The 14,336-nt window shown below is 72.0% G+C and carries 11 protein-coding genes; 4 read left to right on the top strand and 7 right to left on the bottom strand.

What is annotated here, in order from left to right:
- Window position 1 precedes the first annotated feature (1 nt).
- Window positions 2–1,075 carry a hypothetical protein gene (locus WME97_RS38750; RefSeq protein WP_437545149.1) on the bottom strand — a complete coding sequence of 358 codons (1,074 nt, stop codon included), beginning with the start codon at window positions 1,073–1,075 and terminating at the stop codon, window positions 2–4.
- Window positions 1,076–1,179: 104 nt separating this feature from the next.
- On the opposite strand from WME97_RS38750, the gene WME97_RS38745 reads away from it, so the two are divergent.
- The 4 genes from WME97_RS38745 (at window position 1,180) to WME97_RS38730 (ending at window position 7,775) form a co-directional block, all read left to right on the top strand.
- A complete protein-coding gene (locus WME97_RS38745; protein WP_437545147.1) occupies window positions 1,180–2,178 on the top strand; it encodes an NAD(P)H-dependent glycerol-3-phosphate dehydrogenase in 999 nt (332 codons plus the stop codon).
- A 100-nt stretch (window positions 2,179–2,278) separates the two neighbouring features.
- On the top strand, window positions 2,279–3,319 hold the full coding sequence (locus tag WME97_RS38740) for a hypothetical protein (protein ID WP_437545145.1): 1,041 nt from the start codon (window positions 2,279–2,281) through the stop codon (window positions 3,317–3,319).
- A gap of 62 nt (window positions 3,320–3,381) precedes the next feature.
- Window positions 3,382–5,316: a sigma 54-interacting transcriptional regulator gene (locus WME97_RS38735; protein WP_437545143.1), complete on the top strand. Its 1,935-nt coding sequence runs from the start codon at window positions 3,382–3,384 to the stop codon at window positions 5,314–5,316.
- On the top strand, window positions 5,316–7,775 hold the full coding sequence (locus tag WME97_RS38730; RefSeq protein ID WP_437545141.1) for an endonuclease MutS2: 2,460 nt from the start codon (window positions 5,316–5,318) through the stop codon (window positions 7,773–7,775). The genes WME97_RS38735 and WME97_RS38730 overlap by 1 nt, the downstream gene beginning before the upstream one ends.
- Before the next feature lie 37 nt (window positions 7,776–7,812).
- On the opposite strand, the gene nusB is transcribed toward WME97_RS38730, so the two are convergent.
- From nusB to WME97_RS38700, 6 genes are all read right to left on the bottom strand, one after another.
- Complete coding sequence (gene nusB, locus WME97_RS38725; protein WP_012239877.1) at window positions 7,813–8,235, bottom strand: transcription antitermination factor NusB; 423 nt, start codon at window positions 8,233–8,235, stop codon at window positions 7,813–7,815.
- A gap of 16 nt (window positions 8,236–8,251) precedes the next feature.
- Window positions 8,252–8,761 (bottom strand): 6,7-dimethyl-8-ribityllumazine synthase, encoded by a 510-nt coding sequence (gene ribH, locus WME97_RS38720; protein WP_272102824.1) that lies wholly within the window; start codon window positions 8,759–8,761, stop codon window positions 8,252–8,254.
- A 96-nt stretch (window positions 8,762–8,857) separates the two neighbouring features.
- On the bottom strand, window positions 8,858–10,027 hold the full coding sequence (ribB, locus tag WME97_RS38715; RefSeq protein ID WP_437545139.1) for a 3,4-dihydroxy-2-butanone-4-phosphate synthase: 1,170 nt from the start codon (window positions 10,025–10,027) through the stop codon (window positions 8,858–8,860).
- Between the two features lie 55 nt (window positions 10,028–10,082).
- Window positions 10,083–10,826 (bottom strand): riboflavin synthase, encoded by a 744-nt coding sequence (locus WME97_RS38710; RefSeq protein ID WP_437545137.1) that lies wholly within the window; start codon window positions 10,824–10,826, stop codon window positions 10,083–10,085.
- 17 nt (window positions 10,827–10,843) lie between these two features.
- Window positions 10,844–11,206, bottom strand: coding sequence for a PilZ domain-containing protein (locus WME97_RS38705; RefSeq protein WP_437545135.1), 363 nt, complete (start codon window positions 11,204–11,206; stop codon window positions 10,844–10,846).
- A gap of 6 nt (window positions 11,207–11,212) precedes the next feature.
- Complete coding sequence (locus WME97_RS38700; RefSeq protein WP_437545133.1) at window positions 11,213–13,804, bottom strand: Rne/Rng family ribonuclease; 2,592 nt, start codon at window positions 13,802–13,804, stop codon at window positions 11,213–11,215.
- Window positions 13,805–14,336: the final 532 nt, after the last annotated feature.

Below are 14,336 nucleotides of genomic sequence, written 5' to 3'. Positions count from 1 at the left end.
GTCAGGGCGCGTCTCCGACCTCGACGGCGTAGCTCACGAGGGCCGCGCGGTCGTCGCGGGCGTACGTCGTTGGCTGCGTCCGCCCCGCGGCGCTCGTGTTGTCGATGACCAGGTAGTATTGCCCCTTGGGCAGCGGCACCGTTCGCCGCCAGGGGGCGCCGGAGTACACAGGCTCGTCGAGCAGGGCCGCCGCGGTCAGGGGCGCCGGCGCGGGCTGCGTCAGGTACGCCTGGAGCCACGGCTCCCCGGCGCCTTGAGGCACGAGGATGACGTCCACGCCGGGCGCGCCCTCGACGGCGACCGTGAGCGTCAGGGCCTCGTCGCTGCCCGCGATCTCCAGCGGGCCGATGTAATCGCGCTGCTCCTGGTGCACCTCGGTGCGCTCGTTTGCCAGGAGCAGCTTGCCGTTGTCGCGGCGCTGGTACGGAGCGTTGGGCCGCTGCCCCTTCTCGATGATGCCGAGCCCGAACTGCACGGCGCCGTCGTCGTCGCGGATGACGGTGAACCCCCGGGCGATCTCGGTCTTCAGGAGCTGGGCGCCGAGCGCGTTCGCGTACGCGCCGCCCTGGGCGAGCGACACGCCGCCGAGCGAGATCGCGGCGGGCTGCTCGATGAGCTTGGTCGTGAAGCTCGCCGCCGTCGTCGAGCGCTGGCGGAAGTACACGTACATCGTGTCGCCATCCATCAGGAAGTCGTGGTCGTACTCGACGGCCGCGCTCGCATCGAAGCTCATGCGCTTCGTCAGGTTCGTCCAGACGACGCCGCTCCCCCCGAACTGGAGGAACAGGTGCCCGTTCGCGAGCTCCTGGGCGACGCACGAGCCCGGGTAGAACCGGCCCGTCACCGGATCCTCGTCGCGGAGGCGCAGCGGCACGCTCCGCTTCCGCATCTCGGTGCACAGCTGGCTCGTCGCGAAGGCGAGGATGGCCCTGCGGAGGGACAGGTTTCCCGGATCGTTCACGACGCCGGGCATCACGCCGAGCGCGCCTTGGCCGCACGCGCCGCACACCGTTCCGAGCAGCGAGAGGCAGAGCGCGAGGCCGAGCGCGCGCAGCGCGGCGGTGCGGAAGAGCATGGGCGCAGCATAGTCGAAACACCGGCGGGTCGAGCGGCGCGCCGGCGGGTCGAGCGGCGCGCCGCCGTCGGCCCCCGCTCGCGGGTGGTGATAGGGTCACTGCCATGGCGAACGTCGCAGTCATCGGGGCCGGCGCGTGGGGGACGGCGCTGGCGAAGTTGCTGGCGGACAAGGGCAACCCCACCGCCCTCTGGGCGCACCACGGCGAGCTCGCCGAGCGCATCGGCCGCGAGCGCCAGAACGACCGGTACCTGCCGGGCGTGGAGCTGCCCGCGAGCCTGCGGGCGACGGGCGATCTCGAGGACGCGCTCCGCGGCGCGGAGCTCGCCGTCGTGGTCGTCCCGTCGCACGCGCTGCGCGAGGTCGTCCGGGAGGCAGGGCGCCACATCCCCCGCGACGCGCTCGTGTGCAGCGCGACGAAGGGCATCGAGAACGACTCGCTGATGCTGATGAGCGAGGTGCTGGTCGACGAGCTCGGGCGCGAGGCCGAGCCGCGGCTCTCGTACCTGTCGGGCCCGAGCTTCGCGCGCGAGGTCGCGGCCGGCCAGCCGACCACGGTCGTGGTCGCTGGCAGGAGCGAGCGCGAGACGCACGCGGTGCAGCGCATGTTCGCGACCGACAGGTTCCGGGTCTACTCGTCCGATGACGTCGTGGGCGTCGAGGTCGGCGGCGCCCTCAAGAACGTCATCGCCATCGCCGCTGGCATCTGCGACGGCCTCGGCTTCGGCCACAACGCGCGCGCCGGCCTCATCACGCGCGGCCTCGCGGAGATCGGCCGCGTGGCGGCGGCGAAGGGGGCGAACCCGCTCACCCTCGCCGGCCTCTCCGGGATGGGCGACCTGGTGCTCACGTGCACGGGCGAGCTGTCGCGCAACCGCACCGTCGGGATCGAGATGGGCAGGGGACGGAAGCTCGACGAGATCCTCGCCGGCCTCGGCCATGTCGCCGAGGGCGTGAAGACCGCAAAGAGCGCGCACGACCTCGCGGACAAGCTGGGCGTGAGCGCGCCGATTACGGTCGAGGTGTACCGGATGCTGTACGAGGGAAAGCCGCCGCAGCAGGCCGTCGTGGACCTCATGACCCGCGCCCTCACGAGAGAGTGAGACGCGGGGCCGGCTCGCGGGAAGGGACTTTCTCGCGCCGCCGCGCGCCTCGCCTCTCGCGAGCGTGTAAAGTGGCGGCGCGATGCACACGCGACCTCTCATGAGTCTCCTCTCCGCGCTCCTCCTGTCGAGCGTCAGCTCGACGGCCGCTGCCCAGTACGGCGCGCCGCCCTACGGTGGTCAGCAGGGCGGCGCGTACGGCGGTCAGTACGGCGGCGGGTACGGAGGCCAGTACGGCGGCTACGGGTACGCCCCGCAGAAGAAGAGCGAGCCCAAATCGACGCCGCTCGAGGTCGGCTACCTCTACGCCACCTCCGTGGCCTACGGCGTGGGGACCGGCATCTGGATCGACGCGCTCGCCGGCATCGACGATCCCGGCGCGCAGTTCATCGCGCCCGCGCTCCTCGGCGTCGCGGCGCCGGTCGGCGTCTACTTCCTCGACTCGCCGCCGATGCCGCGCGGCATGCCGTCCGCGATCGCCACGGGCATGGTGATCGGCGCGGGCGAGGGGCTCGGCATCGCGTCCTATCAGTACGTCAGCGCCCGGAAGGGCAAGGAGTGGGGCTTCCTCGGGCTCGCGACCGCCGAGGTGATCGGCTCCACCGTCGGCGGCGCGGCGGGCTGGGGTTTCTATTATCTCCTCCGGCCCAAGCCGCAGACCAACATGTTCCTCGCCTCGGGCGCCGTCTGGGGCTCGCTCATCGGCAGCGCGTTCGGGGCCGCCGCCAGCAACGGCGACTGGAGCGAGTCGAACGACAGCATCTCGCTCGGGGGCCTCATCGGGTTCAACGTCGCGACCGCGGGCGCCGTCGGCCTGTCCGTCGCGTGGACGCCGTCGTGGAACCAGCTCGCGTGGATGTGGGGCGGGCTCGGCATCGGCACGGTGGTGTCGTTGCCCATCTACCTCGCGTACATCGGGAGCGATCACGACCCCCGCCGCGGCCTCATCGCCCAGGGCGCGGCGGGCACCCTCGGCCTCGTCGCGGGCGCCTTGTTCCTCGGGAGGCCGGACTCGAGCGCCTCCGTCGCCCTGGACGACCAGGAAGATCGTGGCCGTCCCCCGTTCGCGCGCGTGCTCGGCGGCAGCCTCACGCCCTATCGAGGCGGGCTCGGCGCCGTCGTCGTCGGAGAGCTTTGGTAAGCCGCGGTGTGCCGTCCAACACGGCTGCATGAGGCCGCGGCGCGCCTGCTATGCTGCCCTCGATGCCGACCCTGAAGTATTTCCCCTCCGAGGGCGCGCCACGCCTGTACAGCGTCCACAAGCCGGTCACGACGATCGGCAAGGCGCTCGGAAACGACGTCGCGGTCGCGGGGGCAGGGGTGCTGGACCATCACGCGCAGATCGTGTTCGACGGACGCGATTTCGTGCTGGAGGAGTGCGAGCGCGACGGGGAGATCGCGATCAACGGCAAGAAGAAGCGGCGCGCCCGCCTGGTGCACGGCGACCGGCTCCAGCTCGGCACGGTCGAGGTCGGCTTCTCGATGTTCGCCGAGGCGCCGACCGTCCAGGAGCGGCTCCCGGCGTGCGACGGCGGGGCGGAGCGGCCCGCGCCGCTGCAGGGCTCGTCGGAGCTCGCCGGCGTCCGCAAGCTGTTCGCCTTCAGCGAGAAGCTCATCAACCGGCGCAGCGTCGACGAGCTCCTCGAGGCGATGCTCGACGACGTCATCGAGCTGACGCACGCCGACAAGGGCTTCCTCCTGCTCCTCGAGGGGGCGGAGGCGGCGGCCGACACGGCGGTCAGCGGCGGCGCTCCGACCGCGCCGGCCGCGGGCGGCGACCGCAAGCTGGCGGTGCGCGCGTCGCGCAACATCCGCAAGGAGGCCATCACCGACGCGGCCGGGGGGATCTCGGACAGCATCGTGCGTCAGGTCATCGTCTCGGGCCGCCCGGTGATCGTCTCCGACGCGCTCGCCGACACGCAGTTCGGCCGGAGCGACAGCGTCATCGCGATGAAGCTCTCCAGCGTGATGTGCGCGCCGCTCCTGTCGCAGGGCCAGATCATCGGCGCGCTCTACGTCGGCAACGACAAGATCAAGCACCTCTTCGACCGCGCCCAGCTCGACCTGCTCAGCATCTTCGCGTCCCAGGCCTCGCTCATCCTCCAGAACGCGATGCTCCTGAACGCCCTCAGGGCCGACAAGGCCAAGCTCGTCGCGGAGCTGCACGACAAGAAGTTCGGCGAGATCATCGGCGCCTGCCCGTCGATGCTCGAGGTGTTCCGCAAGCTGCAGAAGGTCGCGGCGACGGACATCAGCGTGCTCATCACGGGCGAGACGGGGACCGGGAAGGAGCTCATCGCGCGGGAGCTGCACCGGCGCAGCCCGCGCGACGGCGGCCCCTTCGTCACCATCAACTGCGGCGCGATCCCCGAGAACCTCATCGAGAGCGAGCTCTTCGGCCACGTGAAGGGCGCCTTCACCGGCGCCATCGCCAGCCGCCCGGGCAAGTTCCAGGTCGCCGACAAGGGCACGCTGTTCCTCGACGAGATCGGCGAGCTGCCGCTGAACCTCCAGGTGAAGCTCCTCCGCGCGCTCCAGGAGCGGGTCGTCTTCCGCGTCGGCGACTCGAAGCCCGAGAAGGTCGACATCCGCATCGTCGCCGCCACGAACAGGAACCTCGAGGAGGAGATCCGCGCCGGCAATTTCCGGGAGGATCTCTACTACCGGCTCAACGTCGTGAACCTGTGGCTCCCGCCGCTCCGCGAGCGCGGCGACGACGTGCTCATCATCGCCAAGGTCCTGCTCTCGAAGTACGCCGACGAGCTCGGCAGCGCCGTGCGAGGCTTCAGCCCGGCCGCGCTCTCCGCGATCAAGAAGTACCCCTGGCCCGGCAACATCCGGCAGCTCGAGAACCGCATCAAGAAGGCGCTCGTCCTCTGCGACCAGGCGCTCCTCGCCGTGGAGGACCTCGATCTCGGCCCGGGCGCCGAGACGGCCATCATGCCGCTGGAGAAGGCCAAGGAGGAGTTCCAGCGGCGGTACGTGCTGGAGGCGCTCGAGCGCAACAACGGCAACCGCACGCAGACGGCCCGCGACCTCGGCGTCGACCCGCGCACCATCTTCCGCTACCTCGAGAAGGAGCAGAACCCGATGCCGAGCGGGGCCGGCGGCGTGGCCCGCGATCCGACCGAAGCGTGATGGACTACCACCCCGAAGGGCCCTTCGCAGATCCCTGTCCCACCAAGACGCGCGCCGACCTGGAGTGGGATCGCGTCCTCGAGGCGCTCGCGGAGCGATGCGCGTCCCGGGGCGGGAAGCGGCTGGCCCGGGCCCTGCCGTTCGCGTCGACGCGCGCCGAGGCCCTCACCGCGCTCGCGGAGGTGCGCGAGGCGGTGGAGCTCGCCCGGGCCGGGGAGCCGGTGCCTTCGCGCGACGTCGCGGAGCTCGAGGACGCGCTCGATCGGGCCCGCATCGGCGCGGCGCTCGCGAACGAGGAGCTGCGCGCCGTGCTCGGCCTCCTCGAGGCCGCGCGGACGTCGCGGCAGTACCTGCAGAGCCGGCGTCAGATCGCGCCCGCGCTCCACGCCGCGTGCGCGACCAACCCCGAGCTCGACGCCGTCGCGCGCGAGCTCGCGGCGGCGTTCGATCCGGACGGCACGCTCGCCGATCGCGCGTCGCCTCGCCTGGAGGCGCTTCGCGCGGAGCGGCGCGCGGTGCGCGAGCGGCTCGTCCGGCGCCTCGAGGACCTCATCCAGAAGCACGAGGACATCCTCCAGGACCGCTACTGGACGGAGCGCGACGGGCGCTACGTGCTGCCGGTGCGATCCGACGCGCACGAGCGCTTCCCCGGCATCGTCCACGCGACGAGCGCGAGCGGCGCCACCGTGTTCGTGGAGCCCCGGGTGCTCGTCGAGACGGGCAACCGGATGAAGATGGTCGACGCCGAGGTCGCGCGGGAGGAGCTGGCGATCTACGCGGCGCTCACCGCCCGCGTGGCCGAGGACGTCGAGAGCGTCGCGGCCGCCGCCCGCGCGCTGGCCCACGCCGACGTGCGGGCCGCGGCGGCGCGGCTCGCGGAGGACCTCGACCTCACCTTCCCGGACGTCCCGGAGGACGCCTTCGGGGCCGGGCGGGGCGCCTCGGAGGGCGGATCGAGGCCGACCTCCATCGAGCTCATCGGGGGCCGCCACCCGCTCCTCGCGCTCGACGGCGTGAAGGTGGTCGCGAGCGACCTCGCGATGAGCGCGGGGCGCGCGATGATCGTCTCCGGACCGAACGCCGGTGGCAAGACCGTGGCCCTGAAGACGCTCGGGCTCGCGGCGCTGATGGTCCGCGCGGGGCTGCCGGTCGCGGCCAGGGACGGCTCTCGCGTCGCGCTCTTCGACGTCGTGCTGACCGACGTCGGCGACGAGCAGAACCTCCACAAGAACCTGTCGACCTTCAGCGCCCACGTGAAGAACCTGGGGCGGATCCTCGGCGAGACGCGCCCCGGCGCGCTCGTCCTGCTCGACGAGCTCGCCGGCGGCACCGATCCACGCGAGGGCGAGGCGCTCGCCGCGGCCGTGCTCGACGCGCTGTGCGCGCGCGGGGGCACCGTCGCCAGCACCACGCACTACGAGGGCCTCAAGGCGCTCGCGCTCGGGGATCAGCGCTTCGAGAACGCCTCGGTCGGCTTCGATCTCGCCACCATGAGCCCGACCTTCCGGCTCGTCGTCGGCGTGCCCGGCGCCTCGAGCGCGCTCGCGGTCGCGCGGCGGTTCGGCATCCCGGGCGCCGTGCTGGAGCGGGCCGAGCGCTTCCTCACGAAGGAGACGGTCACCTTCGAGCAGATGGTCGAGAAGCTCTCGGCCGAGCGCCGCGCGCTCGAGCTCGCGCGCGAGGACGCCGAGCGCGAGGCGGCCGCCTCCCGCGCGAAGCGGCGGGAGCTCGAGGCAGAGATCGAGCGGCTCCGGGACAAGGAGCGCGGCGTGATCACGCGGGAGGGGGAGGCGCTTCTCGCCAGCCTGCGGCGCGCGCGCGAGGACCTCAAGGCGGCGCAGGCGCGCCTGCGCGGCAAGCCCACCGAGGAGGACGTGCGCGCGGCCGCTCGGGCCATGGATGCGGTCGGGCAGAAGACGTCGATCGGCGGCGAGCTCGAGCTGCGCCCGAAGGACGAGCCGCAGGCGCGGCCGGCGATCGATCCGGCCGCCATCCGCGTCGGCGCCCGCGTCTACGTGCCTCGCTTGCGGGCCGAGGCCGAGGTGGTGGAGATCCTCTCGGGCGGCCAGCTGCGGGTCACCGCCGGCTCGCTCAAGCTCACGACCTCGATCGCCGAGCTGCGCGGCACCGGCGCGCCGCCGGCCGCCGCGGCGCCCCCGCAGCGCCGCGTCGATCTGGACGCCGCCGCCGACCCCGACGTCCCGATCCAGACGGCGGACAACACCGTGGATCTCCGCGGCCTGCGCGCGCACGAGGCGGTCGCCATGGCCGAGCAGTTCCTCGACCGCTCGCTCGGCGCGGGCCGCAAGGTCACGTTCTTCGTCCACGGGCACGGCACGGGCGCCCTGCGCGATGCCGTCCGCGAGGCGCTGCGCGGGAGCCCTTACGTGGCGCGCCTCCGCCCGGGCGGCCCGAGCGAGGGCGGCGACGGCGTGACGGTCGCCTGGCTGAAGTGGTGAGCGAGGCGCGCGCCCGAGCGACGGCGCGCCGTGACGCTCAGCGATCCCGGTCGACGCGGCCGAGGTTCTCGGCGATCCGGTCGAGCACGCCGTTCACGAAGGCGCCGCTCTCCTCGCTGCCGTAGCGCTTGGCGAGCTCGACCGCCTCGTCGAGGATGACCGCGCGCGGCACCTCCGGGCGGTTCATGAGCTCCCACGCGCCGAGCCGGAGGACGTTCCGATCGACGCGCGCCATCCGTTCAAGGCGCCAGTTCGTGCTCGCCTTCCGGATCGCCTCGTCCACGGCCGCGAGATCTTCGGCGACCCCGACCACCACCTCGTCCGCGTAGGCGCGTCCCTCGGGATCGCCCGGCGTCTCGCGCCAGAAGGTCGCGACGACGCGGGGCGCCGAGCTCCCGCCGGCTTCCACCGCGAACAGCATCTGCAAGGCCGCTTCGCGGCCGGTAGAGCGCGCACCCATCTCTCAGAACCTTCGTTTACAGGCCAGCGGTGTCCAGCGCGGCGCCGAGCGCGAGCATCTCGATCGCGCTGACGGCGGCCTCCCACCCCTTATTGCCATGCTTCGTGCCTGCCCGCTCGACCGCTTGCTCGATCGAGTCGGTCGTGAGCACCCCGAACGTGACCGGCACCCCGGTCTGGAGCGACACGGTCGCGATCCCCTTCGTGACCTCGGCCGCCACGTAGTCGAAATGCGGCGTCGAGCCCCGGATCACCGCGCCCAGCGTGATGATCGCGTCGACGCTCTTCTTGTGCGCGAGCCTCCCCACGATGGTGGGCATCTCCCACGCGCCCGGGACGCGCACGATCGACGTCCGGCCGAGCGCGCCGCCGTGCCGCGCGATGGCGTCGAGCGCGCCCTCGACCAGGCGGTCGACGATGAAGTGGTTGAAGCGGCTCGCCACGAGCGCGAAGCGCGCCCCCGGCGGGACCACCAGGTTCCCTTCGATCACCCTCGCCTGTGCCTGCCCGACCGCTTGCTCTGCCATCCGCCGTTCCTCTTTCCTGCCGCGCGGGATGCGCGATCGTCGCGATCGCGATCCTGTCCGAGCGTCCTTTTACCAGCGAACGAGCGCGCCCGTCTGTCAGGCGTCGCCCTTCATCGAGACGAGCGGCACCCGCTCGATCACGGTGAGCCCGTACCCGGTGATCCCTGCGATCTTCGGCTGGCTGTTCGTGAGGAGCCGGATCTGGTGCACCCCGAGGTCCGCGAGGACCTGCGCGCCGAGGCCGAACTCCCGCAGCGTCCACGGCTGCTGCGTCTTCACGACGGGGAGCGTCTCGTCAGAGCCCGAGCCCTTCAGCAGCTCCAGCTCGCGGCCCAGGTCCCCTCGCGACGGGATGTAGACGACCACCCCGACGCCGGCGCTCTCGATCGCGAGCAGCGCCTCGCGCAGGTTCGAGCCGCCGTCGAGGGGCGTCGAGCTGAACAGGTCCGCGATGGTCGACCCGGAGTGCACGCGGCACAGGATGGGGTCCGGCGTCGCCACCGCGCCCTTGGTCAGCGCGAGGAACTGCCGCTGCTCGTTGATCACCTCGTAGACGTACACGGTCCACTCCGTGCCCGTCAGATCGAGCCGCAGCGTCCGCTCGCCCACGCAGCGGACCAGCCGCTCGGTCTGGAGCCGGTACTGGATGAGGTCCGCCACCGTCACGATCAGCAGGCCGTGCTTCGCGGCGAACACCTCGAGATCCCGCATGCGGGCCATGCTGCCGTCGTCGTTCATGATCTCGCAGATCACGCCCGCCGGCCGGAGCCCGGCGAGGCGCGCGAGATCCACGGACCCCTCGGTCTGCCCTGTCCGCACGAGCACGCCCCCGCGGCGCGCCTTCAACGGAAACACGTGCCCCGGCGTGACGAGATCCTCGGGCGCGGCGTCGCGCGCGATCGCGACCCGGATCGTGTGCGCCCGATCGGCGGCGCTGATCCCCGTCGTCACCCCGGTGCGCGCCTCGATGCTGACGGTGAAGGCGGTGCCGAGCGGCGGTCCGCTCCGCCCTGGCGCGGACATCATCGGCAGCTCGAGGCGCGCGACCTGCTCCTCGTCGAGGGCGAGGCAGATGAGCCCGCGCCCGTGCATCGCCATGAAGTTGATCGCCTCGGGGGTGACCGCCTCCGCAGCCATGCAGAGATCCCCCTCATTCTCGCGATCCTCGTCGTCGACGAGGATCACCATCTTGCCCGCGCGGATGTGATCGAGCGCGGTGTTCACCCGGTCGAGGACCGCTTTGTCGATGGTCAGCCGATGAGGCATCGGGCCCCCGGAGGTCATGTCCTGGTCGAGCCTGCCGCTCGAGGCTGACACAGCCTCACCAGAATCCCCCCGCGCGCAGCTTTGCGAGGAGTCGTTCGTCGTGATCCGCATGCTCTCCCGTATTTCCGCGCTCTTCGTCGCGCTCGGTGGAGGCATCGCCGCCGAGCGCGTCCTGGCTCGATCGGCCCTTCACGCTGGCGAGCGATGCGACCTCGAGCGCCCGCGCCACGTAGCGCGCGAGCACGTCAACTTCAAGGTTGACGGCCGCGCCGGGGCGGAGCTCGCCGAGGAGAGTCCGGCCGATGGTGTGCGGCACCAGCATCACCTCGAACCAGATCTCGGCGGCGCCCGGCTTGGACACGGCGTTGAGCGTGAGGCTCGCGCCGTCGACGGCGATCGAGCCCTTGGGAGCGAGGTACGGCGCGAGCTCGGGCGGGGCGCTCACCCGGAGGCGGATCGCGTCGCCGGCCCGCGCGTGCTCGACGACGCGGCCGAGCCCGTCGACGTGTCCCAGCACCACGTGCCCCCCCATCCGCGCGCCGAGCGGCGTCGCGCGCTCGAGGTGGACGCGCGCGCCGACCGGCAGCGCGCCGAGCGTCGTGCGGCCGAGGGTCTCGGCGGACATGTCGCACTCGAAGCCGCCGGGCGCGATGCGATCGACCGTGAGGCAGGCGCCGTTCACGCTCACGGACTCGCCGAGCGTCAGCGGCCCGAGGCTCGCCTCCACGAGCGCGCGGGCCACGGCGCCGCCGCTCCGGCGGCGGAGGACCCCGATCGTCTCGACAAGCCCGGTGAACATCGCCGACGCCCCTCTGCCTAGCCCTTCGAGGTGCGGTGCCCCTGGCTGGTCAGGAGCTTGTCGATGAGCCCCTGCGAGTAGCCCGACAGCTCGGTGAAGACGACGCCCATCCCCTGCGGATCGTCGTGCACGCGCACGACCTCGCCGACGCCCTCGACCGTCTCGATGTCGTCCATGATCACGGTGAACCGCAGGTTCACCTTCGTCCCGACGGCGAGCGGCGTCTTCGAGCGCACGAACACGCCGGTCCGCGAGATGTTCGTCACGTACTCGTTGATGAACGCGTCGTAGGACTCGAACTCCTTGTTGATGGTGACGCGCTCTTCCTTGCGTCCCGTCTTCTCGTCGCTGCTCTCCGGAGAACCCTGATCGTCCACCATGACGCCTTACCTGCCTTGCAGATCGAACTGCTCGAGGTGGTACTCCTTCCGGGGCACGAGATCGATCCGGCGCTGGAACAGCCGCTCCGCCTCTTGCACGGCGATGCGCTCGTCGTTCTTCAGCAGGTCGATCACGGCCGGGTGCGCGTTGACCACGACCGAGTAGCCGGGCAGGTTCATCCGCTCGCGCCGTATCTGCCGCAGGATCTCGTAGGCGACGGTCTGCTTGGATTGCAGCTGGCCCGTCCCGTCGCAGTAGAAGCACGGCTCGAGGATCGTCCGCCCGAGGCTCTCGCGCGTCCGCTTCCGGGTCATCTCGATGAGGCCCAGATCGGAGATCCGGTTCAGCGTGGTCTTCGCCTTGTCCCTGGAGAGCAGCTCCTCGAGGCGGCGCCGCACCTTCTCCCGGTTCTGGGCGCGCTCCATGTCGATGAGGTCGAGGATGATGAGCCCGCCGATGTTGCGGAACCGGAGCTGGTAGGCGATCTCTTCGACCGCCTCCAGGTTCGTGGTCAGGATCGTCTCCTCGAGATCCTTCGACCCCTTGCCGACGAACCGCCCTGTGTTCACGTCGATCGCGGTGAGCGCCTCGGCCTGGTCGATGATCAGGTGCCCGCCCGAGGGCAGCGGGACCTTCCGCGACAGCGCGCGCTGGATCTCGTCCTCGATCCCGTACGCGTCGAAGATCGGCTCCGTCCCCTCGTAGAGCTCCACCGCGTCGGCGCGCTCGGGCATGAACATCTCGACGAAGCGCCGCAGCCGGATGTACTCCTCGCGGTCGTCGATCACGATCTTCTCGATGTCGTCGGTGAAGAGGTCGCGGGCGGTCTTCAGCACGAGGTCGAGCTCGGTGTAGAGCACCGCAGGCGCCCTCACGCCGCTCTCCCGCTTCTTCGCCACCTCGCCCCAGAGGCGCACGAGGTAGCCGACGTCGGCCTTGAGCTGCTTCTTCGTGAGGCCCTCGGCGAGCGTGCGCACGATGAGCCCGCCCTGCGGAGGCTTCATCGCCTCGATGGCGTCCCGCAGCCGGGATCGCTCCTTCTCCGAGCCGATGCGCTTGGAGATCCCGATGTGATCGACCGTCGGCAGGTACACGACATAGCGGCCGGGCAGCGAGATGTGGCTCGTGACCCGGGCGCCCTTCGTCCCGATCGGCTCCTTCGAGACCTGGACGATGACCTCCTGCCCTTCGCGGACGACCTCGCGGATCGGCGTCGATTTCGAGATCCGCGGCGGCTCGTTCTGCCAGCTGCGTGAGCTCTGCTGGCCCCGCGCGGTGCTCTTGCCCTTGCCGTCCCGCGACTGTTCGCGCCCGCGCTCTCGCGTCCGCTGCTCGCGCCCGCGTTGCTCGCGATCGCGCCCCTCGCGTCCGCCCTGTCCTTTGCCGCCCCGGTCGCGCCCTTCGCGCGGCGCCTCGCGCCCTTCGCGCGGGGCCTGGCGTCCCTCGCGCGGCGCCTCGCGGCCTTCGCGCGGGGCCTGGCGTCCCTCGCGCGGCGCCTCGCGGCCTTCGCGCCCCTCGCGCGGCGCCTCGCGTGCTTCCGCCGGGGCCGCCTCCGCGAGCGCGGCGCCGCCCTCGAGGTTGGCGCGCCGGTCGCGCGTCCGTCCCGATCGGCGCACGCGCGCCTCGCGCCGTCCGCGCGTGCGTCCGCTGCGCGCACGCGCTGCCGGCGGGACGTCATCGCCCTCGGCCGCCGCCGCGGCCTCCGGGACCGGCGGCGCGCTTGCCTCCTGCGCTCCCGTCTCGCCGCTGTCCGCGGTGTTGCTCAGCGCTTCCGGATGCTCCTCGGCCGCGCTCCACGCGTCCGCGGCATCCTCCGGTGGCGGGGAGGCAGGCTCGACCTCGTAGCCGGGCGCGTCGAGCTCGTCGTCGTCCTCGATGCTCGCCTCGTCGGGACCGGATTCCTCGTCGCTGGCCTCGTCGGCGTCGCTGCCTCCACCTGGCGCGACCAGCTCCTCGTCGTCGTCCTCGTGCCCGTCGTCGATCTCCGGCTCCGGGTCGTCGGCCTCGTCGAGCGCCACCATCGTCCCCACGCCGGCGAACGCCTGGCCGGAGGGGCTTCCGAGCACATCGAGCGCCGTGGGCAGCTCGATCGGCACGTCGCTCCCTTCGTCGAGCGAGCCGCCGGCATCGACGGAGCCGCCGGCCTCGAACCCTTCTTCCGCCCCGAAGTCCCCTCCTTCCCGCAGCTCGTGTCGCCCGGGCGTCAGGTCGGGGCTCTCGGGCGCGGCTTCTGCGCCCGATAGCTCATGCACCTCGCTTTCGTCAGGTCTAGGCGCCTCGCTGCCACGCGCGGCGCGGCCTCGCGAGGAGGCGCGCTCTTCCTCGACAGTCCGGCGGTGCCCAGCCAGGTACGCCTCGAAATCGTCGGGCCGGATGAGGTCCTCGACGTGCAGGAAGGCTGCTCGCTCGAGCCCCACGTCGATGAACGCGGCCTGCATTCCGGGCAAAACGCGGCTGACTTTGCCGAGGTAGATGTTTCCGAGCGTCCCCTTGGAGCTCTCCCGCTCGAGATGCAGCTCAGCGATGATCCCGTTTTCGATCAGCGCGACGCGTGTCTCGCGGATGTCCACATTGATGACGAGAAGGTTCTTTCCCATGTCGGATGCCGCACATCGGCGGCGCCGCCAAGCGTTACCACGGGTTGCCCGGCCCATGAAGGCGCAACCCGGAGTATGCTGCGCGATTGGGGGCCCGGGACCGGAGGTCGCCGAGGCAGGCCGGCCGCCAGCGCGTGAGCTACCTCGCGTCTCCGCCGCTCTGCCTCGACGCCGCCTGCCGCCTGGCCCGCGGACCGGCGGCGCCTGCCGCTGGGCGAAGGCTGGCCGGGAGCGCCGGGTCGAGGCGCCCGCACGGCAGCGAGGGCGCGCGAGCTGGGGCGATGTCCCTCAGGAGGCGCTCCCGGCCATCGCTCGGGACCCGAACCGCCCCGTTCCCTCGCCCCCGCTGGCACGCCGCCGCTTCCGTGCTGCTCCGGAGCCGCCGGTGACGTGCCCCGCGCCGCCCTGCGCCGGCTGTCAAGCCGCGACGGCTGGCGCGAGCGAGCCGTCCGCCGCGGCTCGGCCCGCATAAAGGCCGAAGGGGGCGGCCATCTGGCGCCCCCTTCGGAGATGCGCTGCTGTTGTCAGAAGC

Origin of the sequence: Sorangium sp. So ce367 (assembly GCF_051520455.1) — a bacterium.
In the GTDB taxonomy this organism is placed as follows: Bacteria; Myxococcota_A; Polyangia; order Polyangiales; family Polyangiaceae; genus Sorangium; species Sorangium cellulosum_B.
This window is presented reverse-complemented; position numbering and strand designations above follow the sequence as displayed.

What these genes read in the sequence shown, in the direction of transcription:
- WME97_RS38750 (WP_437545149.1), bottom strand. Translation starts at nt 1,075, where the DNA reads ATGCTCTTCCGCACCGCCGCGCTGCGCGCGCTCGGCCTCGCGCTCTGC.
- WME97_RS38745 (WP_437545147.1), top strand. Translation starts at nt 1,180, where the DNA reads ATGGCGAACGTCGCAGTCATCGGGGCCGGCGCGTGGGGGACGGCGCTG.
- WME97_RS38740 (WP_437545145.1), top strand. Translation starts at nt 2,279, where the DNA reads ATGAGTCTCCTCTCCGCGCTCCTCCTGTCGAGCGTCAGCTCGACGGCC.
- WME97_RS38735 (WP_437545143.1), top strand. Translation starts at nt 3,382, where the DNA reads ATGCCGACCCTGAAGTATTTCCCCTCCGAGGGCGCGCCACGCCTGTAC.
- WME97_RS38730 (WP_437545141.1), top strand. Translation starts at nt 5,316, where the DNA reads ATGGACTACCACCCCGAAGGGCCCTTCGCAGATCCCTGTCCCACCAAG.
- nusB (WP_012239877.1), bottom strand. Translation starts at nt 8,235, where the DNA reads ATGGGTGCGCGCTCTACCGGCCGCGAAGCGGCCTTGCAGATGCTGTTC.
- ribH (WP_272102824.1), bottom strand. Translation starts at nt 8,761, where the DNA reads ATGGCAGAGCAAGCGGTCGGGCAGGCACAGGCGAGGGTGATCGAAGGG.
- ribB (WP_437545139.1), bottom strand. Translation starts at nt 10,027, where the DNA reads ATGCCTCATCGGCTGACCATCGACAAAGCGGTCCTCGACCGGGTGAAC.
- WME97_RS38710 (WP_437545137.1), bottom strand. Translation starts at nt 10,826, where the DNA reads ATGTTCACCGGGCTTGTCGAGACGATCGGGGTCCTCCGCCGCCGGAGC.
- WME97_RS38705 (WP_437545135.1), bottom strand. Translation starts at nt 11,206, where the DNA reads ATGGTGGACGATCAGGGTTCTCCGGAGAGCAGCGACGAGAAGACGGGA.
- WME97_RS38700 (WP_437545133.1), bottom strand. Translation starts at nt 13,804, where the DNA reads ATGGGAAAGAACCTTCTCGTCATCAATGTGGACATCCGCGAGACACGC.